Origin of the sequence: Sedimenticola hydrogenitrophicus (assembly GCF_025175675.1) — a bacterium.
In the GTDB taxonomy this organism is placed as follows: Bacteria; Pseudomonadota; Gammaproteobacteria; order Chromatiales; family Chromatiaceae; genus Sedimenticola; species Sedimenticola hydrogenitrophicus.
Map to the genome: position 1 here is coordinate 1 of NZ_JANIOA010000056.1, position 21095 is coordinate 21095.

General features: G+C 59.8%; 20 protein-coding genes and 1 pseudogene. 12 read left to right on the forward strand and 9 right to left on the reverse strand.

Going from position 1 to position 21095, the window contains the following annotated elements; genetic code table 11:
- The first annotated feature begins 375 nt into the window (after positions 1-375).
- The 3 genes and pseudogenes from NPX02_RS19415 (at position 376) to NPX02_RS19425 (ending at position 1437) form a co-directional block, all read left to right on the forward strand.
- Positions 376-657: pseudogene (locus NPX02_RS19415) on the forward strand (type II toxin-antitoxin system RelE/ParE family toxin).
- 15 nt (positions 658-672) lie between these two features.
- Positions 673-987 (forward strand): HigA family addiction module antitoxin, encoded by a 315-nt coding sequence (locus NPX02_RS19420; protein WP_260295669.1) that lies wholly within the window; start codon positions 673-675, stop codon positions 985-987.
- Positions 988-1236: 249 nt separating this feature from the next.
- A complete protein-coding gene (locus NPX02_RS19425; RefSeq protein ID WP_260295670.1) occupies positions 1237-1437 on the forward strand; it encodes a hypothetical protein in 201 nt (66 codons plus the stop codon).
- A gap of 139 nt (positions 1438-1576) precedes the next feature.
- Here the strand turns inward: NPX02_RS19425 and NPX02_RS19430 are convergent, their stop codons facing one another.
- Positions 1577-2983, reverse strand: a complete 1407-nt coding sequence (locus tag NPX02_RS19430) for a sigma-54-dependent transcriptional regulator (RefSeq protein WP_260295671.1) — start codon at positions 2981-2983, stop codon at positions 1577-1579.
- Positions 2958-4832, reverse strand: a complete 1875-nt coding sequence (locus NPX02_RS19435; RefSeq protein ID WP_260295673.1) for an ATP-binding protein — start codon at positions 4830-4832, stop codon at positions 2958-2960. The genes NPX02_RS19430 and NPX02_RS19435 overlap by 26 nt, the downstream gene beginning before the upstream one ends.
- 375 nt (positions 4833-5207) lie before the next feature.
- On the opposite strand from NPX02_RS19435, the gene dctP reads away from it, so the two are divergent.
- The 3 genes from dctP to NPX02_RS19450 all read left to right on the forward strand — a co-directional run bounded on the left by dctP (position 5208) and on the right by NPX02_RS19450 (position 8594).
- Positions 5208-6203: a TRAP transporter substrate-binding protein DctP gene (gene dctP, locus NPX02_RS19440; RefSeq protein ID WP_260295674.1), complete on the forward strand. Its 996-nt coding sequence runs from the start codon at positions 5208-5210 to the stop codon at positions 6201-6203.
- 355 nt (positions 6204-6558) lie between these two features.
- Entirely contained in the window at positions 6559-7188 is a 630-nt protein-coding gene (locus NPX02_RS19445; protein ID WP_260295675.1) for a TRAP transporter small permease, read from the forward strand.
- Complete coding sequence (locus NPX02_RS19450; protein ID WP_260295676.1) at positions 7188-8594, forward strand: TRAP transporter large permease; 1407 nt, start codon at positions 7188-7190, stop codon at positions 8592-8594. Before NPX02_RS19445 ends, NPX02_RS19450 begins: the two co-directional genes overlap by 1 nt.
- Before the next feature lie 99 nt (positions 8595-8693).
- Here NPX02_RS19450 and NPX02_RS19455 read toward each other — a convergent pair whose 3' ends face one another.
- From NPX02_RS19455 to NPX02_RS19475, 5 genes are all read right to left on the reverse strand, one after another.
- Positions 8694-9197 (reverse strand): DUF2059 domain-containing protein, encoded by a 504-nt coding sequence (locus NPX02_RS19455; protein WP_260295677.1) that lies wholly within the window; start codon positions 9195-9197, stop codon positions 8694-8696.
- 48 nt (positions 9198-9245) lie between these two features.
- On the reverse strand, positions 9246-9875 hold the full coding sequence (locus NPX02_RS19460; protein WP_260295678.1) for a DUF4166 domain-containing protein: 630 nt from the start codon (positions 9873-9875) through the stop codon (positions 9246-9248).
- Between the two features lie 231 nt (positions 9876-10106).
- Positions 10107-10577: a DUF2269 family protein gene (locus tag NPX02_RS19465; RefSeq protein ID WP_305792945.1), complete on the reverse strand. Its 471-nt coding sequence runs from the start codon at positions 10575-10577 to the stop codon at positions 10107-10109.
- Positions 10570-11859, reverse strand: coding sequence for an NAD(P)H-binding protein (locus NPX02_RS19470; protein WP_260295679.1), 1290 nt, complete (start codon positions 11857-11859; stop codon positions 10570-10572). Before NPX02_RS19470 ends, NPX02_RS19465 begins: the two co-directional genes overlap by 8 nt.
- Positions 11860-11965: 106 nt before the next feature.
- Positions 11966-12472, reverse strand: a complete 507-nt coding sequence (locus NPX02_RS19475) for a GbsR/MarR family transcriptional regulator (RefSeq protein ID WP_335342607.1) — start codon at positions 12470-12472, stop codon at positions 11966-11968.
- Between the two features lie 600 nt (positions 12473-13072).
- Here NPX02_RS19475 and NPX02_RS19480 point away from each other — a divergent pair.
- The 3 genes from NPX02_RS19480 to NPX02_RS19490 are packed head-to-tail and all read left to right on the forward strand — an operon-like array spanning position 13073 to position 15344.
- Entirely contained in the window at positions 13073-13948 is an 876-nt protein-coding gene (locus tag NPX02_RS19480; protein ID WP_260295681.1) for a formyl transferase, read from the forward strand.
- A complete protein-coding gene (amrS, locus tag NPX02_RS19485) occupies positions 13945-15009 on the forward strand; it encodes an AmmeMemoRadiSam system radical SAM enzyme (RefSeq protein WP_260295682.1) in 1065 nt (354 codons plus the stop codon). Before NPX02_RS19480 ends, amrS begins: the two co-directional genes overlap by 4 nt.
- A gap of 50 nt (positions 15010-15059) precedes the next feature.
- Positions 15060-15344, forward strand: coding sequence for an oxidative damage protection protein (locus NPX02_RS19490; protein WP_260295683.1), 285 nt, complete (start codon positions 15060-15062; stop codon positions 15342-15344).
- 12 nt (positions 15345-15356) lie between these two features.
- Here the strand turns inward: NPX02_RS19490 and NPX02_RS19495 are convergent, their stop codons facing one another.
- Together NPX02_RS19495 and NPX02_RS19500 are read right to left on the reverse strand one after the other, a co-directional pair.
- Positions 15357-16655: an ATP-grasp domain-containing protein gene (locus tag NPX02_RS19495; protein ID WP_260295684.1), complete on the reverse strand. Its 1299-nt coding sequence runs from the start codon at positions 16653-16655 to the stop codon at positions 15357-15359.
- Positions 16615-17034, reverse strand: a complete 420-nt coding sequence (locus NPX02_RS19500) for a HesB/IscA family protein (protein ID WP_260295685.1) — start codon at positions 17032-17034, stop codon at positions 16615-16617. The genes NPX02_RS19495 and NPX02_RS19500 overlap by 41 nt, the downstream gene beginning before the upstream one ends.
- A gap of 575 nt (positions 17035-17609) precedes the next feature.
- On the opposite strand from NPX02_RS19500, the gene proV reads away from it, so the two are divergent.
- Genes proV through proX form a run of 3 tightly spaced genes read left to right on the forward strand, consistent with a single transcriptional unit; the run spans position 17610 to position 21040 of the window.
- Positions 17610-18812, forward strand: a complete 1203-nt coding sequence (gene proV / locus NPX02_RS19505; protein ID WP_260295686.1) for a glycine betaine/L-proline ABC transporter ATP-binding protein ProV — start codon at positions 17610-17612, stop codon at positions 18810-18812.
- Between the two features lie 3 nt (positions 18813-18815).
- Complete coding sequence (gene proW / locus NPX02_RS19510; protein ID WP_260295687.1) at positions 18816-19982, forward strand: glycine betaine/L-proline ABC transporter permease ProW; 1167 nt, start codon at positions 18816-18818, stop codon at positions 19980-19982.
- Between the two features lie 44 nt (positions 19983-20026).
- Positions 20027-21040 carry a glycine betaine/L-proline ABC transporter substrate-binding protein ProX gene (gene proX / locus NPX02_RS19515; protein WP_260295688.1) on the forward strand — a complete coding sequence of 338 codons (1014 nt, stop codon included), beginning with the start codon at positions 20027-20029 and terminating at the stop codon, positions 21038-21040.
- Positions 21041-21095: the final 55 nt, after the last annotated feature.

Consider the following 21095-nt stretch of genomic DNA (forward strand, 5'->3'; position numbering starts at 1 on the left):
GGGACAGACCACAGTTTTCTGAATAGTGAGTAATCCGAAAAAGGGGACGTAAAAGGAGACACTAGCCTTATCCCCTATTCGGTAGCATTTTTCGGGCATCCACGCCGACGATACCGCAACTCTTGCCCCGTCATCTTCTCGATCTACTGGATGAACGGCTTTGCGCTGCATGACAACCCTTTGTCAGCATTGCGCCGTAATACTTGCTGTTTCTCCGGCTCATCACTTTCGGTCAGCCAGGCTGACCAGTCGCCTATGTGTTTAAATCGCGTACGCCAATGCAGTAAATCAATTGTTTCCTGACTCGGTTTTTACGGTATTTTTTCGGTTCTTCTCAATATTGACAAGCGTCACGTGACAAATTACGCTTCAGGCATGATCAAGACGTTCGCGGACCGACTTACCCAAGAACTGTATGTAACTGGTAAAGCCAAGCGGTTTCCAGCGGATGTGGCCAAACGGGCTGCGCGTAAACTGGAGTACGTGGATTTGGCTGCGCGGTTGGATGATCTAAAGGTTCCGCCCGGCAATCGGCTTCATTCACTGGAAGGCGATCGAAAGGGGCAGCACTCGATCTCGATTAATGACCAATGACGCATTTGTTTCCGGTTCGTGGATGGCGATGCCTATGATGTTGAAGTCTGTGATTATCACTGAAATGGGGCGAGAAATATGGGTATTCTGAATACAACCAGGATCAAGCGTCGGCCCACCCATCCGGGGGAGATGCTGCGTGAAGACTTTCTGCCCGATTATGGGCTTACCGTTTCCACCTTGGCTAAGGCCTTGGGTGTCTCGCGGCAGTCGATTAATGAATTGCTGCGTGAACGCCGGAGTATCAGTCCGGAGATGGCACTTCGGTTGGGACGCCTGTTTGGTAACTCACCTGAATTCTGGCTTAACGCCCAGAGAGCTGTGGATCTGTGGGATGCGGCAGAGGCAATAAAGAAAGATGTGGCTCGTATCAAACCACTAAATGCCGCATAACAAGCCTACCAATCCGACGCCAAAAACGGCCTACGGGGCGCGTTAGCGAGAAAAGAGACGCATGGTGTGTGAGCGGAAGATCGAACGGCATATTCCACAATTCATCGGTAGGTGAGATGTGGGATCGATGCGATACATCGGGGTGGTGGCGCTTATGATCTGGGAAGCGCGGCATTTAATGGGTAACAGGGTGGGTACAGAAAGCGTGCCCACGTTACGATATTTTCCATTGCTCGACAGAGGCAATCCATGAAAATCCACGTGCTTTTAGCCAGTATGCTCTCTCTCCTGTTGGCGGGCTGTTCCGATTCGGAAGACAAGCCCATGCCTGTGGAGAATACTGTTTACGGTACTCAGCTTAAGGCGATCGACAAGGCCAGGGGTGTTGAGGAAACGATTAATCAATCCGCAAAAGAGCGGGACAAGCTCATCAAGAACCAAGGCGGCTGAAACAGAACGGAGAGGGCAGCCATCTTTCAGTTGACAATCGAAGAGCGAAAGAAAGCAATGAAGACTCAATGTCGACGCATTTCCAAAATACCGTTCTTCCCGCGATCATTCACTCCCTGCACAGTGAGGGTTTTCACTGCTAGTCCCCACCGACAAATTCCTTGCGCATGATCCCGTACTGACTCATCTTGTTGTTCAGGGTGCGGCGCGGCAGCTCCAGTTCCTTCATCACCTCGGCGATGTTGCCCTGGTGTTTTTTCAGCGAGCGGGTGATCAGTTCGGTCTCGAACAGTTGCACCCGTTCCGCCAGGCCATTGGCCGTTCGTGGGCTGTCGGTCGGCTCGCCGGCCTGGCCGAGCAGGGTGTGGATGCCGCGTGACGGGCCGACGCCCAGCACGTAGCGTTTGGCGATGTTTTTCAGCTGCCGGACGTTGCCGGGCCAGGGGTGGCTGATCAGGCACTCCAGCTCCGCGTCCGTGGGCGGGTTGTAGCGGCGGTCGAACTGGTAGGCCGCCTTCTGGGCGTAGTGTTCAAACAGCATCGGGATATCCTGCTGCCGGTCGGCCAGGGTGGGGATATACAGTTCGGCGACGTTGAAGCGGTAATAGAGGTCTTCGCGGAATTCGCCCCGGGCGGACGCCTGCTCCAGGTCCACCTTGGTGGCGGCGATTACCCAGATGTCCAGGTCGACCTGCCGGTTGGAGCCGAGTCGTTCCAGTTTTCGTTCCTGCAGTACCCGCAGCAGTTTGATCTGGAAGTTGATCGGCATGCTCTCGATCTCATCCAGAAACAGGGTGCCGCCGACGGCGTGTTCGATCTTGCCGATACGCTTGCCGGTGGCGCCGGTGAAGGCGCCTTTTTCGTGGCCGAACAGCTCGCTCTCGAACAGCGTCTCCGGTATGGCACCGCAGTTGACCGCGACAAAGGGGCCGTTGCATCGCCGGCTCCATTCGTGCAGGCACTGGGCCACCAGCTCCTTGCCGGTGCCGGTGGCGCCATTGATCACGGTATCCACCGGGGTCTCCGCCAGTTGCACGATCTGCTGGCGTAGCTGGCGTATCCCAGGCGACCTGCCCAGCAGCCGGTTTTCCAGACTGGCGCCACGGTTGACCATGCGTTTGAGTTTGCGGTTCTCCATCACCAGTTGACGCTTTTCCCAGGCGCGCTGAATGCGGTCGATCAGCAGTTCCGGCTCGATCGGCTTCTCGATGAAATCGTAAGCGCCGTCGCGCATCGCCTTGACCGCCATGCGGATGTCGCCGTGGGCGGTGATCAGTATCACCGGCAGGTCGGGATCGATCTCGCCACACTTTCGGGAGAACTCCAGGCCATCCATACCAGGCATCTTGATATCGGAAATCACCACCACGTTGGATTCGCTGGCGAGTAGGGACAGGGCCTGTTCGGCGTTGGCGTAATCGCGCACGGCCATGCCGGCCAGGTGCAACCACTGGCTGGTGGCCTTGCGGATGGCCGCATCGTCATCCACCAGCACCACCCGTGGCTGTGCCTCGTCGTCGCTATTGTTCAACGGCTTTTTGATCATGCTTGTTTCCGGTTTCAAGTGCGCTATCCAGGGAGAGTTTGAACAGGGTGCCCCGCTCCGATTGTTCTACCACCGCCAGGTCGCCGCCAAACTCCTTGGCGATACCGTAGGAGACCGAGAGTCCGAGACCCAGCCCCTCGCCCTGCGGCTTGGTGGTAAAGAAGGGGTCGAATACCTTCGGCAGGTCATCGGGATTGATGCCCGAGCCGGTATCGGCGATGTAGATATGGACCCGGCCGCCGTCACTCTCGGTGTGGATCTTCAATTGATGGCGCCCGGCCTCCGGCTGCTGCTGCATGGCGTCCAGGGCATTGCGTATCAGGTTGATCAGGATCTGTTCCAGTTTGATCTCGTCGGCAATGACCTGGAGCGGCTGCGGCGGTGTCTCGATGCTCAGGTCGATGTCGCTGTGCTCCAGTCGCGGCCGCAGGATCAGCAGGGCGTTCTCGATCACCTTGCGGATATCCACGGGAGAGCTGTGTCCCCGGGATTTGCTGGCAAAGCTCTTCAGGTGGGCGACGATGCCGGTGACCCGCCGCACCATGGAGCCGATGTCGTCCAGGTTGCCCAGGGCACTGCCGTTCTCGCCCCGTTGCAGCAGCAGCCGGGTGCTGGCGACGAAGGTCTGCATGGCGGACAGGGGCTGGCTGATCTCATGCACGATGCCGGCGGACATCTGGCCCAGGGCGGCCAGTTTCTCCGCCTGGACCAGCTCCTCATGGGTCTGCCGCAGCTGCTCCTCGGTTTCGATGCGGGTGTCGATCTCTTCGCGCAGGCGGCGGTTGGTGTCGTTCAGCTCCCGGGTGCGGGATTCGACCCGCGCCTCCAGCAGGCGCCGGCTCTGGATCCGGTTGACGAAAATGAAACCGCTCAGCACCAGCAGCAGGGTGATCAGCAGGGCGATGAGAGTGGCCGAACGCTTTTTGTAGACCAGCTCCTTCAGGTCGGTCAGGTAGTAGAGGGTCCAGTTCAGTTCACTGAGCGGGCGCTGGTGCATCAGGTAACGGGTGTCGCCGACGAGTTGATCGGTCGGCCCCTCAAGCTCGATAATGCGCTGGCCCAGCGGCGACTGGCGCTGCTTGAGGATGTTCAGGGGCGTGATGATCCGGTTGCTGTATTTTCTCTCGGCCGCCAGGCGCTGGAGAATCGCCGGATCGATGGCGCCCAGGCTGTGGTATTTCCATTCCGGATTGCTGGCGAGGAAGATCACCCCGTCATTGTCGGCCACCAGTACATTCTCGCCGCCCAGTGCCCAGTCCGTCTCCAGTTGGGTCATGTCGATCTTGACCACCGCCACCCCCAGGATCTTGTCCTGATCCCGTACCGGGCGCGACAGGAACAGGCCGGGCTGGCCGGTGCTGGCACCGACGGCGAAAAACTGGCCCTCGCCGCCAGTGATGGCATCGCGGAAGTAGGGGCGGAAGTGGTAGTTGTTGCCGACAAAGCTCTGGGGCTCCTGCCAGTTGCTGGAGGCCAGCACCTTACCCTGGTTGTCCATCAGATAGAGCACGGCCGCCGCGGACTCCTGCTGCCAGGCGTGCAGCGTCCGGCTCACCGCTTCGCCGGGTATCTGCCCCTGCAATAGCGCCTTTACCTGGCCGTTGCGCGAGACGATGAACGGCAGGTAGTCAAACCGTTGTTTGGCCGATTGCACGGTGGAGGCATAGAGTTCCAGGCGTTCGTTGCCCTGGCGATCCAGGGTTTCGAAGTGCCGATATTCAGTCCAGCGCGCCAGGCCGAACGCCAGGGCAATACCGACCAGCAGCGTGGCCAGCAGCATCAGCAGATAGCGGGTGACGGGGATCTTGCCTGCTGTGGTGTCGTTGCCTGTGATGGGTGTGCCGTTCACTTTTCGTTCATCTCGTTTCCGACAATAACGCACCTGTAGAGCGGCTGCGCCGCGAAGAGCGATCGCGCCAGAGGCGCTCCTACAAGGAGCGCTACACCCATGATGCACGAATCGAACCACCCCGCGCGCCCTGTCGATTGTATCGCTTTCGGCAAAAATCGGCTTACCGAGTATATTTCAATAGGCCAATTATGGCTCATTCTCCTTGCGGCGTATTCCACAAGTGCTGTCGGTTAATCCGCTGCAAACCAATAAAAGCGTTTCTGCACAGCGGGATAGCTAGCCGCCATGGTAACTGGCCTGGAATTTGTAATGGGGTACCCCGGATTGACCCGAGGATGACCGCAGTCATCCCTATAACATCTGGAGGAGACCATGAAAAAAGCCGCACTGATTACCGCACTGGCCGCCACTTTCGTCACCGGCGAGCTGTACGCCGCGACCGAGTGGAACGTGTCCACCTGGGGCAAGCGGCGTGCCTTTACGGAGAACATCGAGAAGCTGGCCGAACTGGTGGCGCAGAAGACCAACGGCGAGTTCAAGATGAACATCTCCTACGGCGGGCTCTCCAAGCCCAAGGAGAACCTGGACGGCATCTCCATCGGTGCGTTCGAGATGGCCCAGTTCTGCGGTTTCTATCACAAGCAGAAGAACCCGACCATCACCGTCACCGAACTGCCGTTCTCCCGGGATGTGACGTTGACGCGCATGACCGAAATCTACAACGAGGTGTTCAAACACCCCATCGTGGTAAAGGACTTGGCGCGCTGGAATGCCACCTTGCTGATGCCCACCCCGATGCCCCAGTACAACATCGTCAGCAAGGGTGAACCGCTGAAACAACTGGTGGATTTCAAGGGACTGCGGGTGCGCGGGCCGGGCGGCATCATGGGGGTGCTGGGCAAGATCGGCGCGGTCAAGACCGGGGTGCCGTTCACCGAGGTGCGCCAGTCCATGGATTCCGGCGTGATCGATGCCGCCTCCTTTGCCCCCCACGCCCATCTGTCCACCAACTCCTACAAGGTGGGTACCTGGGCCACCACCAATCTCAATCTGGGTACCGCCAACTGTCCGGTGATTGTCAACACCGATGCACTGAACGCGCTGCCGGAGGAGCACAAGGCGGCCCTGCTCGGTTCGGTGGACGAGGCGATGGCGTACTACGTGAAGAACTACGACGAGAACACCACCGGTAAGTATGAAAAGGCGATCAAGGAAGCGGGGCTGGTGCATGTCACCTTCACCCCGGAACAGACGGCCGAGCTGAATGAGTTGGCGGAGTCGGTGCGCCAGGAGTGGATCAAGGAGAACAGCAAGGAGTTTGATTCGAAGGCGCTGTACGACTTTACGGCGGCCCTGTTCACCAGGTAGATCCGTCGGTGTCAGCGGTCCCCCTACCCGGTTTTCGCCGGGTGTGGGCACCGGTGTCATTATGCATTTTTCGTAACTACTACGCCGGGTCTGCATGTGATTGGCCGATCTTGGTGGTGCTTACTTAAGGCGAATTGCAGGATTTTCGTCATTCCGGCGCAGGCCGGAATCCAGGAATACCGCCACCATTAAGCAGTCTGGATCCCGGCCTGCGCCGGAATGACGGTGGTTCTTGGCTTAAGTAAGTGCCATTCGGACCGGATTCGAGGAAACAAGCCATCGTGTGAGGCAAACAAGGCAGGCCAATCACCCCGTGTGTAGTTACCCTTTTTCTTGATATCCATGTGAGCAAGCCATGTCTGCATCATCTACCGTGCTGGAGGACAGCTCCAGACTGAGTTGGGCCGACCGGACCCTCTTCCGGTTTGAATCCGTCCTGGCCCTGTTGGGCGGGGTGGTCATTTTTCTGTTGGTGTTCCTGGCCTCGGCCAATATCCTCGGCCGCTGGCTGTTTGACCTGCCGATCGACGGTTATGTGGACTGGGTGGAGCAGGCGATGGCCTTCTTTGCCTTCCTCGGACTCTCCTTTACCCAGCGCCTGGGTGGCCACATCCGCATGGATATGCTGGTCGGTTACCTGCGCGGCCGGCTGCTCTGGCTAAGCGAACTGGTATCGGCCTTGCTGATGTTCCTGATCACCCTGGTGCTGATCTACGGCTCTTATCTGCATTTCTACCGGGCCTACCAGATCGGCGATTCCTCGCTGGATATCGATCTCCCCACCTGGCCCGCCAAGCTGGTGGTGCCGGTTGCTCTGGGCATCCTTGCGTTGCGCCTGCTGCTGCAGATTTGGGGTTACCTGCGCGGCGTGCTGCAGGGCGGCGACAGCCCGGTGGCGGTACCGCTGATCGAGGATGCGGCCACGGTGGCGGCGAAGGAGGCGGAGGCGGTAATGGGCTCGCTGGACAACGGGGAGGCAAAGTGATGGGACTCTTCGAAACAATGGCCGGCCTGGACAATATCACCATCGGTCTGTGGGTCACCGGCCTGATGCTGTTGCTGGTGATTATCGGGGTGCGGGTGGCCTTTGCCGCCGCCATCGCCGGATTTGCCGGGCTGCTGTGGATCTTCTCCGCCAAGATGGGCTTTGAAAAGGGCTTCCTGGTCGCCGTCAAGATGGCCGGGACCATTCCCCATTCCAAGGTATCCACCCTGGCGCTGTCGCTTATCCCCACCTTCATCCTGATCGGCTTTCTCGCCTATCACGCGGGGCTCACCCGCGCCCTGTTCGAGGCGGCCAAGCGCTGGGTGGGCTGGCTGCCCGGCGGCATGGGGGTGGCGACGGTGTTCTCCACGGCCGGGTTTGCCGCCGTCTCCGGCGCCTCGGTCGCCACCTCGGCGGTGTTCGCGCGGATCGCCGTCCCGGAGATGTTGAGCCTGGGTTATGACAAGCGGTTCGCGGCCGGGGTGGTGGCGGCCGGCGGCACCCTGGCGTCGCTGATTCCGCCCTCCGCCATCCTGGTGATCTATGCCATTATCGTCGAACAGGACGTGGGTGCGCTGCTGATGGCCGGCTTTCTTCCCGGTGCGGTCTCGGCCCTGATCTATGGCGGACTGGTGGTTATTCTGGCGAAGACGCGCAAGGATTTCGGTCCGCCGATTACCGGCTTCAGCTGGAAGCAGCGCTTCGAAACCCTGCCTGGTGCCTTGCCCATCTTTTTCGTGGTGGGGATCATCGTGGTCTGTATCTACGGCGGGGTGGGTACGCCCACCGAGGCCGGCTCGCTGGGGGCACTGGTGATCCTGATCATGGCGCTGTACAAGGGGATGCGCCTGCACGCCCTGAAGGAGTCACTGCTGGAGACCGCCAAGCTGACGGTGATGATCTTCACCATCATCTGGGGCGTGTTGCTCTATGTGCGCTTCCTCGGCTTTGCCGACCTGCCCAGTGCGTTCTCGGTGTGGATCGCCGGGCTGGACCAGAGTCCGATGGTGACCCTGCTGATGATTCTCTGCGCCTATGCCGTGCTGGGTATGTTCATGGATGCCATCGGCATGCTGCTGCTGACCCTGCCGGTGGTCTATCCGGCGGTGATGGCGCTGAATGGCGGCGAGGCGGTGAGCGCGGCGGATTCCGCCTTCGGGCTCTCCGGGGTGGGCTGCTCCATCTGGTTCGGCATTATCGTGGTAAAGATGGCCGAACTCTGCCTGATCACGCCACCCATCGGCCTCAACTGCTTCGTGGTGGCCGGCGTGCGTCCCGAGTGTTCGGTGCAGGACGTGTTTCGCGGCTGTATTCCGTTCTTCGTGGCCGATGTGATCACCATTGCGGTACTGATCGCGTTGCCCGGCATCGTGTTGTGGCTGCCCGGACAGATGGGGTTCACCTGAACCCGGAAATGGCTCTCATGCAGTCGATTGGGTTACGGCGTACCTGTCTGTTTGATGGGTTACGTCGTTCCTCCTCCACCCATCCTACGGCTCTGGATGTCACGTCGACAGGTCGATCCCTTCTTTTTTGAAGCGCTCGATGATCCGGCGCTGTAGCTCCGGCCCCAGGGATTGGCCCCACTGTTGTCCAGCCGCGCGGCTCTCTTGCAGCAGAAGCGGGGTGACGCGAATCATCTTCTGCCCGAGCTCCGTATTGTAGAATGTCAATAGCCCCTTGATCTCCTGGTGGGTGAAGTGTTTGTCGTAGATGGGAACAACCACGGCCACAAAAGCGGGGAGGTTTTCGTCGATAACCTGGTTTACCTCTTCCTCCATTACATCGAATAGTTCCTGGGGCAGGTCGGGTCGGGCGGCCTTCAGGCTCCGTGACAACTGCGCTATCGCCGCGCCTGACATCTGCTTGCCAATGGCCAGGGTGCCCGTCATGTCGAGCAGGTGCTTTATGTCGGCTTCCTTTTCCATGTTGATGGACTCGGCATTCGCCTGCAGGGTGAGGAGCAGCGGCAGAAGCAACAGGGAATATTTCAACAAGTGGCGTTTCATGTCAGGTCCTCGGTTGTTGTTCTCAAAGGATGGTAGAGAACGGCGGGGCTAGCAAGTGTCGCCTTCCTCAATTATCGAAAAGATTCCAGTATAGGAAAATGTCTTCCCAAACAGGGGATGGATGATGTTGAAGTCGATGAAGAACTCGGATTCCGAAAGCCCCTTTTCAATGATCTCCGCATCGCCCAATATCAACCAGTTGGGGATGAGGAGGGCGGCGCCGCCGATCTTCCATACATAGCCGATGCTGCGGAAGATCAGCGCGCTATCCTCCACCGATATACGCATGCGAATGCCCATGCCGAATTTCACAAATTCAATGATCTCATCATGCCGGCGATGTTCCATGCGTGACTGGAAGATGACCGGTGACCGGCCGGGGAACCGCAGGGTGCGGTGCCAGAACATCGCCCGCTGATCCTGGGCGGTGGTCCAGTTCCTGACCTCGGTCGGGATATTCCTGCCCTTGTAGGGTACCAGGGCGCCGAATAGCCGACCGGGCAGGAGAAAAAGCTTGGCGATATGCGAGTGGTAGACCTCGCTCATGTTGCCCCGGATCACCATCCGGGAAGACTCCCCAGGTGTAATGGCATAGTGCCGTTGCACAATTTCATGGAGGTTTTCCCATTGTGCACCCAGTGCGCGGCGGATGACCGGAATTGATGTCGTCGATGACATGTTGTTCTCCTCAAATTGAAATCACCGGGTAACTACTCACCCGGTCTGTAAATGATTGGCCTGCCTTGTTGGCCTCACGCGATGGCTTATCTCCTCGAATCCAGCCCCTTTTTCAGCGCCTGCCCAAACTCGCTTCGCTCAAACAAGGACAGGCTTGAATCTGAAAAAGGGGCCGGATTCGAGGCGTCATCAAGATCGGCCAACAAGGCAAGCCAATCACCCCGTAAGTAGTTACATCACCGGTTTGAAAACCATGAGAAAATAGACGCCGATCATGGCGCTGAACGCGGGGATGCCGAGCCAGAACCAGATGTGGGCGTAGCGTTGATAGCGCGCGTCCATGGCGCTGTTTTGTGTCAGGGCCGCGTGGGCCAGATCGCGCATGCGGATCTGCAGCCAGACCACCGGCAGCCAGCAGGCACCGGCCAGGCAGTAGAGAAAAAGGGTGAGCAGTACCCAACTCTGGTCAAGCGGTATGCCCAGCAGCTGGATCAGCCAGAGCCCGGTGATCGGTTGAATAATGATGGTGGGGGTGGTGAACGCCCAGTCGGCTATCACCACCATGCGGTTGGTGTGCGCCATGGTCGCCAGGTTGCCCTGGCGATCGGCACACCATTTGTAGAAGGCACTCCCCAGGCCCGTGCCGAACAGGAGGGTCGCGCTCAGGATATGGATCCATTTGATCAGGGCATACTCAATCATGGTTTTTCTCCAGGATCATCATCACCAGGATGGTGGTGATAAGGGGGACATTCTTGCTGACCGGACCGAATGGGTGCAGCCACTGCTCGGGTTGGGTGGCGGTGATGATCGCCGAATAGATCAGGATCAACAGGATCTGCACATAACCCAGCAGGGATACCCTGTAGCGTGCCAGCACGGCGATGCCCAGCAGGATATCCGTAGCGGCGGCGCCATAGAGCATGATGGGTGCAAGCATGCCGCTGATATGCGCCCGCTCCAGCAGGGCGTAGCTGTATTCGAGCGGAATCACCCAGGCGGAGATCACCCCGGTAAACAGCCACACGAAGGCGATGCTGAAGCGGATCAATGGCGGCAGGAAGTAGAGGCCGGCATACCAACGGTCGGCAGTTTGCGCGGGCGTTTCCGCGAGGGCATCCGCCAGGGATATCGGGGTGTGATTGAATGCCGCCTGATACTCCCCGACATCGCCGGTATTTCCCCGCTGCAACATGGTGACGGCTTCCGGGGTCAAGGGGGTGGCGCCCATGAAGCCGCCCCAGCGTGCCAGTCGCAGCGCCATCCGGTAGGGGAGCGACACAAAGCGCCGCCTGCCCCTGCCCAGCCAGGCGCCCAGTTGCTCATACAGGGTCTTCATGGTCACGGGTGCGGGGCCAACCAGGACGATGCGCCTGTTGCGCGGCCCGGTCGGCCGGATACACGCCATGACCGCCCGGATGAGGTCGCTGATATGAATCGGCTGAATCGGCTGATCCCCCTGCTCAATTAACGGGATCACGGGCAGACAGGCCAGCGCCTTGAACAGTCCCATGCTTTTGGCACCCGGGCCGTAGACAATGGAGGGCTGCAGGATCAGCCAGTCGGGTTGCAGTGTGGTGAGCAGATCATCGGCCGCCTTTTTGCTCAGGTGATAGTGGCTGAAGGCCGAGTCGTCGGCCCCCAGCGCGGAGATCTGGATGATTTTTTTCACCTGTGCCGCCGCGCAGGCCTTGAACAGGGCGATGGGTGCCAGGGTGTGTATGGCATCAAAACGGTTCTTTCCCTGTTCCCTGATAATGCCCACGGCATTGATCACGACATCGACGCCGGTAACCCGGGGTGCCCAGTCGGCGCTACGGTGATCGGTCTGGAAGTTGCCCGGGATAGCGGTGATCCCCGGCCAGCGCTGCGCTGCCGCGGCTGGATTTCGTACACAGACTGTCACTTCATGGCCGGCCTGCAGCAGTGTCCGGGTAAGATGGCTGCCGATAAAGCCTGTCGCCCCGGTGATCAAGATCTTCATCCTGTGTGACCTCGCTATCTGCTGCGTCGTCGGGTGGTTTGATGCGGCGTGTTATTGACTTCAATTATTTCTGTAAAGACAGAAATAACTGGATAAAAAAACCCCGCTACTTCCCCAGAAAACCCTGCACCTTGGCGCCCAGTCGGATCAGTTTCAGCAGGGTTGATTTAGGCAGCCCCTTGATCTGCCGATGCCAGTTGTCCAGGGTCTCCATAAAGCGCAGTACCTCCTGGATGCGCGCCTTGACCTCGGCGGGCGTCTCCTTGTCCTGCTCGCTGTCCAGCACACATTCACGCAATACCGACATGGTGGGGTCCAGTTCGCGCTGCTTACGCCCCTCCATGATGGTGTAGAACAGATCCCAGGGATCCTTCATGGTCTCGAAATGGTCGCGCCGATCCCCCAGCAGGTGGACCACCTTGACCAGCTTCCAGGACTGGAGCTCCTTGATGCTGGTGCTAACGTTGGAGCGCGCTACGCCCAGCGTTTCCGTAATCTCTTCGGCATTCATGGGATTTGTGGCGAGATAGAGCAGGGCATGGATCTGTGCAACGGTACGGTTTACCCCCCACCGGGTTCCCATCTCTCCCCAATGCAGAATGTACTTTTCCATAACCGGGCTAAGTTTCATTATTTTTTCTTCAGTAATTTCTGTTATTACAGAAATTAGTAAAATTTACAGTCCCTGTCAAGCTTTGCATGGCAGGGTGGCCTGTTGGTGACTGCTGCCCTGACCTGCGCGAACTTCGGCCAGCCACCAGTACTGCGAACTCCGAAACGTGAGTAAACCCGATCGTTGCAAAAATCATCCGGTAGGAGCGGCGCCTCGCCGCAAAATCGGCCCGGGGGCGGGCCTCCTGCAGGGTGCAATGCTGGAGTCCACCAACGGTGCATCCCTGGAAATCATGCAACATGGCTATTTCATCCGGCAGATCACGGGGTGAAACAAATGAAGCTGCTCCTGCCTGACTCACCGGTATTCTGCAGGCTCCATGCGGGGGATATAGGTTGTAGCGTTCGGCGCGCGGGGAAAGGGTGGATCGATATCCACAGGTGGCGCAGGGTTAGAACTTCCCTGCTGTTTCGCATCTAATAGAGTAAGATATTGGAGTTGGATGGAATCACTCGGGGATGGAAGCATAGGGCTCGGAGTTTCCGTTCCGGATCGGTGAGCATGGTGTCTGAAGCACACCGTCTGCAAGGAGTTGCATACATGCCCAAGAGACTGCTGTTAGTCGGCAGCCGTTCGGCTCAGACCTCCGCGTCCCTGGCGGCGCTGCTGGCTCAGGAGACGCCCCCTGATGCGCTGTTTGTGGACGGCCCGGACAACAACCCTGGCAGGGCAGGTGGGTTGCCGCCGCTGATCACGCCAGAGGACAGCGCCGGGGTACTGGAGTTGGCCGCCGCCAACGGCATTGCCGCGATCAGTGGGCCACCGCGGCGCCTGAAACAGGCTGTCCAGACCTACCGGCCGGAACAGGTCCTGGTCTCCTGTTATCCGCACCGTATCTCTCTGGCGCTGCTGGAGAGCGTGCCGCTGGGCTGGCTGAACATCCACCCCTCGCTGTTGCCGGATTACCGTGGCGTTAACCCCATCTTTTGGCAGTTGCGCGATGGCCACGCCTTTATCGGGGTGACCCTGCATCGGATGAACAGGGAGTTCGACTTGGGGCCGATTATCGATCAATGCACCTTCGGGCTGGCGGATTTTCCGGACTTCACGGAGATCAGCCGACGGGTGGGGCGTTGCGGGGTGCAGCTGTTTCTCGGCTATCTGGACAATTACCGAAAGGGCTGGGTCGATAACGAGTCGGTCCAGGACGCACTCGCGGGTAGCCGCCAGGACCGGCCCCGGCTGGAGGACTTCGCTGTCGATCCCACCTGGTCGGCGCGCCGGTTGGTGCGCTTTGTGAAGGGTGTGCGGAACCTGGGTCCCCCCTATCTGGAGACTCCCACCGGTCGGGACCTGATTCAGGAAGCCTCGGTGGCCGCCAGCGGTCGGCTGGCGATGCCGCTGCCGGGAGAGCGGCTGATTCACTGCTATGATGGTAGTGTGGTGCTGGGCGTTATCAGTGAGGAGCAGTGGTGAGTCGACAGATCAAGATAGCGGTGGACAACTATCAGCTGGTGGAAACCTCCTTGCAGGAACGGTTGCCCGGCGGGGTGGTTCGTTGCGGACTGTGTGCCTGGCGTTGCAAGGTGGGGCACGGCCAGCGCGGTTTCTGCCAGGCCCACGTCAACCGTAACGGCACCCTCTACAACCTCTCCTATGGCATCCTCTCCGCGATCGACGTCAACCCCATCGAGGCCAAGCCGGTGCGCCATTACCGGCCGGGTACCCGGGTCCTCTCGGTGGGCAGCTACGGTTGCAGTTTTCGCTGCGGCGGCTGTCACAACCTGGAGATCTCCTGGGGTGTGACCGCCCTGGACGAGCTGGCCCGGGGCGCCTCGACCGAGGCCTTCATCACCCCGGAGGAGCTGGTGCGCGTCGCCCTGCGCGAGGGGGTGGAGGGGATCGCCTTCACCTACTCCGAGCCGGCTGTGTGGCTGGAGTACATACTGGATGTGGCGCCGCTGGCGCATCAGGCGGGGCTCTATACCGTGTATGTCAGCAACAGCTTCATCACCGAGGAGGCGTTGACCCGGGTGGCCCCGCACATCGACGTGCTCTGTTCCGACATCAAGAGCCTGCGGGATGATTTCTATCACGAAATCTGCCCCACCGCGCGGGTCGAGCAGGTGCTCGACAGCATCCGGATGGCCCAGGAACTGGGGATTCACGTGGAAACCCGGACCAACGTGATTCCGGGCAAAAATGATGATCCGGATGAGCTCTACCGTATCGCCTGCTGGGTGCGCGATAATCTGGGGGAAGAGAGTCCCTGGCACATCACCCGCTTCTTCCCGGCCTACAAGTTGTCCCATATTCCCCAGACCCCGGTCGAAACCCTGTGGCAGGCGCATGCCGGGGCGAAACGGGCGGGGCTGGGCAACGTCTATGTCTATGCGGATACCGGCTGTGACTGTGCCAGGGAGAATAAGCCCCTGCAGGCCTATTTCCCCGATAAATCCCTGCAGTTGAACGCGGTTAAAAAGTGTAGCGCCTCCTGTTGTGGAGAGGAGGGGGTGCTGTTGAAGAAGTATGAGTAGCCTTTTTACAAAGCCTTTATTACAGAGCCTATCTTACAGAGTAAGCGACAATGAAACGCATGGTTGATTGTGTGGTACTCAAGCGCAAGGCCGAGGGACTGGACAAGCCGCCCCATCCGGGCGAACTGGGCAAACGGATCTATGAGAATGTCTCCAGGGAGGGGTGGAAGCAGTGGCTTGAGCGCCTGGTGATGATTATCAATGAGAACGGCTTGAGTACCGCCGATCCGAACAACCTGTCACTGATCGAGAAGCATATGCTCGGTTTTCTGTTCGGCGAGGGCGATTACGGTCAGGTCCCCGCCGGCTACCGCGCCGGCGGCGGCAAGAAGTAGCCCCTCCCGCATTCAGCGGCTCAACAGGGGGTCGATGGTGATCTCCAGCGCGGCGTGGGCGTCGCGCAGGGCCTGTTCCGCCGCCTCTGGGGTGGCGGCCGCGCTGTAGATGAAGCCGAGATAACTGGAGGCTTCCGGCAGGATCTGGACTACCTGGCCGGGCTCCATACTGATACGGATGTCGGTGATGTGGGGCAGTGCCCTGATCTCCGGCACGCCGTTGATGCGGCGCAGCACCCCGGCCCGCGGGATGGGGATCATCAGCACACCCGAGGCCCCCGGCCGCCGTTCCACCGGCAGCGGGCTGCCCATGGCGGCGGCCAGCACATACTCCTCCAGGGGGCGAGCCAGTACCGCATCCAGGCTGCGGCTGCACTCCCCACCGATGGTGCGGGAGGCGATCTCCAATATCCACGCCCGACCCCGGTCGATCCTCAGCTCGGCATGCACCGGCCCCTGGTGCAGCCCGTAGACCCGGCAGGCGTCCGCCACCGTCCGCTCGATGCGTCGCTGGATGGGCCCGGGCAGGCGCGACGGGGTGATGTAATAGGTCTCTTCAAAATAGGGCCCGGTGAGGGGGTCAGGTTTGTCGAACAGCGCCAGCGGAGTGAATGTCCCCTGTTGCAGGAAACCCTCCAGGGCCACCTCCCGGCCCGGCAGATAGCGCTCTATCAACAGGGTTTCGCGCTCGATGGCGCTGTTTAACGGCGCAATGATCCGGGCGATGATTTGACAGGCGTGCAGCGCTTCGGCCGGGGTGTCGGCACGGATTACCCCGCGGCTGGCGGAGAGACTGATCGGTTTCAGCACCACCGGGTAGGGGAGTCCCCGCAGTTGCGGCGCAATCTCGGCGTTCAGGTCCACCACCCAGTGTGCCGGCACCGGCAGGCCGGCATCCAGCAGCTCCCGGCGTGCCAGATCCTTTCTGCGGCTGAGCGTGGCGGAGGCGATGGAGTTGGAGGGGAGACCCAGGGCGGCGGCTATCCGCGCCGCCAGCTCGACGGTGCTGTCGTCACTCGCCACCACCCCCCGAAAGGGGGTGGTTTCGGATCGGGTGAGAATGGATTCAAGCAACGCTTCGGGTTGGGCGAAGTCGCCCTGGATACCCCCGGCCACTTCGCGGGTCAATGAATAACGGCTGTCGGAGACAATGACCAGCGCCACGCCCAGCCGCTCTGCCGCCTTCAGGTAGGGGGCCAGGCGATAGCTCTGGCCTGGGCTGATCAGCAGCAGCTGCGGCTGCATCGGCGCCGGGCGCTGGGCGTCGGGTTCAGGCGCAACCCCCGCCACCGCCGCCACCGCCGGAGGCACCGCAGGCGTTACAGGCGCCGGTCCCGCCGATACTCTGGAACACGTTGCGGAAGACGATACTGCTGTTGAGTCCCTGGGTCTGATAATCCACCTCCACGCCCTCCAGGAAACTCAATGCCACCGGGTCGACAAAGATCTTCAGATCGTCCTGTTCGAGGACGCAGTCGATATCCTGGGGCTGTTCCACGAAGGTCAGGCCGTAACTCATGCCGCCGCAGCCTCCCCCGTAGATGAATATGCGTATGCCGACGATATCCTCTTCATTCTGGATCAACTGGACCAGTTGTTCCTTTGCCTCGGGGGTTACCCGCACCTGATCGGCGATCTGGTGACTGAAATCTACACTCTCTGGGGATTGCTCCCGCTGAAATAAACCCATCTCTCATCTCCTGCATGGACACTTACCTAGTACTCTATCGGAGTACTTAATATGACAATCATGCGTTGTATTGGTTACAAGCTAGCACGAATTCGGCTGCAAACAACCAGACCGGGAGTGCTGTTTCTGCCCTTGCCAGGCGCCGATGCGGCATCGATCCAGCGCCGCCCACCAATCCTCCGCCACCTCGGGCGGCTGTTCCTGCCCCTACCGGTGCTGAGTTGAGCAACCGGCCAAGAGGGGTGCCCTACCTGTCCGATGAAGAAACGAACCATTCGAGTACAATGCTGTTTAGCTGATTATCCGGTGCTATATTTGACGGCATGGAGTGATGATTGTTAGTATTCTAAATTAATTGTTTTGAATGTAATTATTTAAAATAATTATTAATCAATGCGTTAAAGCGTACACGGCTATTTTTATTTATTAATTAAATTTAATGGCCGGTATATTTATCTTGTGCAATGTGTTCGGTAATAACCGTAGTCCACTAACTAATACAGTTTCAGTCGCTTGTCTATCAAGCGGCAGTTTGTGGAGACGCATAGCCACCTCATCCGGAAAGTGATCTTCATATGCAGCCGCCGCCCATCAAGGTTCAGGTAAACAATCTATTCAAGATCTTTGGGAAAAACCCGAAGGAGGCGCTTCGCCTGGCCAGGGAGGGCGTGGATAAAGAGGTCATTTTTGACCGGACCGGCCATGCGGTGGGTGTCAATAACGCCTCATTCGAGGTGCGGGAGGGCGAGATATTCGTCGTCATGGGGCTCTCCGGCTCCGGCAAGTCGACCATTGTCCGGTTACTCAACCGGCTCATCGAACCCACAGCCGGTGAGGTGCTGGTAGATGGTAGCGATATCGCCGCCATGAGCGATGAGCAGTTGCGGGATCTGCGGCGCAGGGACATGAGCATGGTGTTCCAGTCCTTTGCCCTGATGCCGCACCTGACGGTGTTGCAGAATGCGGCGTTCGGCCTCGAACTGGGCGGCACGCCATTGAAGGAGCGGATGCGGCGGGCCGAACAGGCGCTGCAGCAGGTGGGGCTGGATACCTGGGCCAGGAATTTTCCCCATGAGCTCTCCGGCGGTATGCAGCAGCGGGTCGGTCTGGCCAGGGCGCTGGCCAATGATCCCTCCGTGCTGCTGATGGACGAGGCCTTCTCCGCGCTCGATCCGTTGATCCGTTCCGAGATGCAGGACGAACTGCTGAAGCTGCAGGAGAGCCAGCAGCGCACCATTATTTTTATCTCCCACGACCTGGACGAGGCGATCCGCATCGGCGACCGCATCGCCATCATGGAGGGCGGTCGTGTGGTGCAGGTGGGGTCGCCGGACGAGATCCTGCGCAATCCGGCGGATGACTATGTGCGCTCCTTCTTCCGCGGTGTCGATGTTTCGACGGTGTTTACCGCCGGCGATATCGCCCGCAAGACCCAGGTAACCTTGATCGAGCACGGCGGCATCGGCGTGCGCGCGGCGCTGGAGCGGCTGCGCCAACATGACCGTGATTATGGCTATGTGATCGATCGCGGTCAGCACTTCGAGGGGGTGGTCTCGGTCGACAGTCTGAAACAGGAGCTGGAGCAGGATAACCCCCATTTACAAAACGCCTTTATTCCGGATGTGTCGCCGGTAAACCATGACACGGCGCTGGGCGAGCTGTTCGGTCCCCTGGCGCAGCACGGCTATGGTCTGCCCGTGATCTCGGGTGACGGGCATTACCTCGGTGCGGTGAGCAAGGCCACCATGCTGGAAACCTTGGACAGACAGGCCAGGTGATTTATGAGTAGCAAGAACGACAGCAACCCCTGGAGCGCGTCCGGTGGCAGCGAAAATGGCACTGGTGAAACGCAGAACCCAGCCGTTGGCAGTGCACCCACGGCAGCGCCAAACAATGCGCTGACGGATAGTCCCGCGGCAAACCCCTGGGGTGGGGGCAGCGTGGATCCGGCAGAGCCGGCACCGGTCTTAAACTGGCTGGATACCCAGGCGACGCCGGTGCAGGATCCCTTCAACTGGCTGGACCCGTTTGCACAGAAACTGATTCCTCTCGACCACTGGGTCGATCAGGGGCTGGAGTGGCTGGTGGACAACTTCCGTCCCGCGTTCCAGGCGGTGCGCTGGCCTATTGACGCCACCCTGACCGGGATAGAGTCGGCGTTGCTGTCCGTCCCTTCCATTATCATGGTCATTATTTTCGGTCTGGTGGCGTGGCAGGTGAGCGGCCGGCGACTGGCGCTGGCGACAATCGCCTCGCTGGCCTTTGTCGGTCTCATCGGGGCCTGGCCGGAGGCGATGGTGACCCTCGCGCTGGTACTCACCTCGGTCTTCTTCTGCATCCTGATAGGACTCCCGACCGGTATCTGGCTGGCCCGCAGCGACCGGGCCGAGGCCAGCCTGCGACCGATTCTGGACGCGATGCAGACCACCCCCGCCTTCGTCTACCTGGTGCCGGTGGTGATGCTGTTCGGTATCGGCAATGTGCCCGGCGTGGTGGTGACCATCATCTTTGCCCTGCCGCCGCTGATCCGGCTGACCAACCTGGGTATTCGCCAGGTGCCGGCGGATCTGGTGGAGGCGTCCCGCTCGTTCGGCGCCTCACCCCGCCAGTTGCTGTTCAAGGTGCAGCTGCCCCTGGCCATGCCCACCATCATGGCGGGGGTGAACCAGACCCTGATGTTGGCCCTCTCCATGGTGGTGATCGCCTCGATGATTGCCGTGGGTGGCCTGGGGCAGATGGTGTTGCGCGGCATCGGTCGGCTCGACATGGGGCTGGCGGCCGTCGGTGGCGTCGGCATCGTGCTGCTGGCCATCGTCCTCGACCGCATCACCCAGTCGATGGGGGATCAGCGGCACCGCCAGCCGACGACACACTGGTATCAGACCGGACCTCTGGGTCTTGTATTGTCCCTGTTCAAGTCCGGCAAGCGATCGCAGGTCAATCCGTAACAGGGCACGGCGGAGTCCCTTGAGAAGAAATGATGAGGAATATTATGAAACTGCATAAATTGAAAAGGAAATTGCAACTGTCCGCAGCGGCGGCGGCACTCTGTGTTGTCGCAACCACCCAGGCGGCGGAGTTGCCGGGCGAGGGCGTGGAGGTACAGCCGCTGAAGAGTTCCATCGCGGAGGAGACCTTCCAGACCCTGCTGGTGATGAAGGCGCTGGAGAAGCTCGGCTACGACGTCAAGCCGATCAAGGAGATCGAGTACGCGACCGGCCACATCGCCATCGCCAATGGTGATGCCACCTTCCTGGCCGATCACTGGGATCCGCTGCACGTGGATTTCTACAACAAGGCCGGCGGTGACGAGAAACTTTACCGCGAAGGGGTCTACTCCGACGGTGCGTTGCAGGGGTATCTGATCGACAAGAAGACGGCGGACAAACACGGCATCAAGAATATTGACCAGCTGAAGGATCCGGAGATCGCCAAGCTGTTCGACAGCAACGGCGACGGCAAGGCGGATCTGGCCGGCTGCAACCCGGGTTGGGGCTGTGAAAAGGTGATTGAGCATCACCTGGACGCCTATGGGCTGCGCGATACCGTGGTCCATAACCAGGGCGCCTACGGTGCCATCATTGCCGACACCATCGCCCGCTACAACCAGGGCGATTCGATCTTCTACTACACCTGGACACCCTATTGGGTAAGCGGTGTACTGGTGCCGAACCAGGACGTGGTCTGGCTGCAGGTGCCGTTTTCCAGCCTGCCGGGGGCGCGCACGGATGTGGACACCAGCCTGCCGGACGGCAGCAATTACGGTTTCCAGGCCAACACCCAACGCATCATCGCCAACCGCGAATGGGCCGAAGCCAATCCGGCGGCGGCCAAGCTGTTCTCCATCATGGAGCTGAGCAACAACGACATCAGCGCGCAGAACCTGCGCATGCGTGACGGGGAAAAGACCGCGGCCGCCATCGAACGGCATGCCGATGCCTGGATCAAAACCCACCAGGCCACCTTCGACGGCTGGATCGCCGAGGCCAGGAAAGCCGCCATGTGAGCGTACCGGTCGGTGTTGAGTTGCAGCAGGGGGTCTTCGGGCCCCCTGTTTTGTC

Excerpts from the sequence above, each read along its gene's own strand:
- NPX02_RS19465 (WP_305792945.1), bottom strand. The coding sequence starts at position 10,577 with ATGATTGAGTATGCCCTGATCAAATGGATCCATATCCTGAGCGCGACC.
- NPX02_RS19490 (WP_260295683.1), top strand. The coding sequence starts at position 15,060 with ATGAAACGCATGGTTGATTGTGTGGTACTCAAGCGCAAGGCCGAGGGA.
- NPX02_RS19425 (WP_260295670.1), top strand. The coding sequence starts at position 1,237 with ATGAAAATCCACGTGCTTTTAGCCAGTATGCTCTCTCTCCTGTTGGCG.
- proV (WP_260295686.1), top strand. The coding sequence starts at position 17,610 with ATGCAGCCGCCGCCCATCAAGGTTCAGGTAAACAATCTATTCAAGATC.
- NPX02_RS19480 (WP_260295681.1), top strand. The coding sequence starts at position 13,073 with ATGCCCAAGAGACTGCTGTTAGTCGGCAGCCGTTCGGCTCAGACCTCC.
- dctP (WP_260295674.1), top strand. The coding sequence starts at position 5,208 with ATGAAAAAAGCCGCACTGATTACCGCACTGGCCGCCACTTTCGTCACC.
- NPX02_RS19420 (WP_260295669.1), top strand. The coding sequence starts at position 673 with ATGGGTATTCTGAATACAACCAGGATCAAGCGTCGGCCCACCCATCCG.
- NPX02_RS19430 (WP_260295671.1), bottom strand. The coding sequence starts at position 2,983 with ATGATCAAAAAGCCGTTGAACAATAGCGACGACGAGGCACAGCCACGG.
- NPX02_RS19470 (WP_260295679.1), bottom strand. The coding sequence starts at position 11,859 with ATGAAGATCTTGATCACCGGGGCGACAGGCTTTATCGGCAGCCATCTT.
- NPX02_RS19460 (WP_260295678.1), bottom strand. The coding sequence starts at position 9,875 with ATGTCATCGACGACATCAATTCCGGTCATCCGCCGCGCACTGGGTGCA.
- proW (WP_260295687.1), top strand. The coding sequence starts at position 18,816 with ATGAGTAGCAAGAACGACAGCAACCCCTGGAGCGCGTCCGGTGGCAGC.
- NPX02_RS19450 (WP_260295676.1), top strand. The coding sequence starts at position 7,188 with ATGGGACTCTTCGAAACAATGGCCGGCCTGGACAATATCACCATCGGT.
- NPX02_RS19500 (WP_260295685.1), bottom strand. The coding sequence starts at position 17,034 with ATGGGTTTATTTCAGCGGGAGCAATCCCCAGAGAGTGTAGATTTCAGT.
- NPX02_RS19455 (WP_260295677.1), bottom strand. The coding sequence starts at position 9,197 with ATGAAACGCCACTTGTTGAAATATTCCCTGTTGCTTCTGCCGCTGCTC.
- NPX02_RS19445 (WP_260295675.1), top strand. The coding sequence starts at position 6,559 with ATGTCTGCATCATCTACCGTGCTGGAGGACAGCTCCAGACTGAGTTGG.
- proX (WP_260295688.1), top strand. The coding sequence starts at position 20,027 with ATGAAACTGCATAAATTGAAAAGGAAATTGCAACTGTCCGCAGCGGCG.
- NPX02_RS19475 (WP_335342607.1), bottom strand. The coding sequence starts at position 12,472 with ATGGAAAAGTACATTCTGCATTGGGGAGAGATGGGAACCCGGTGGGGG.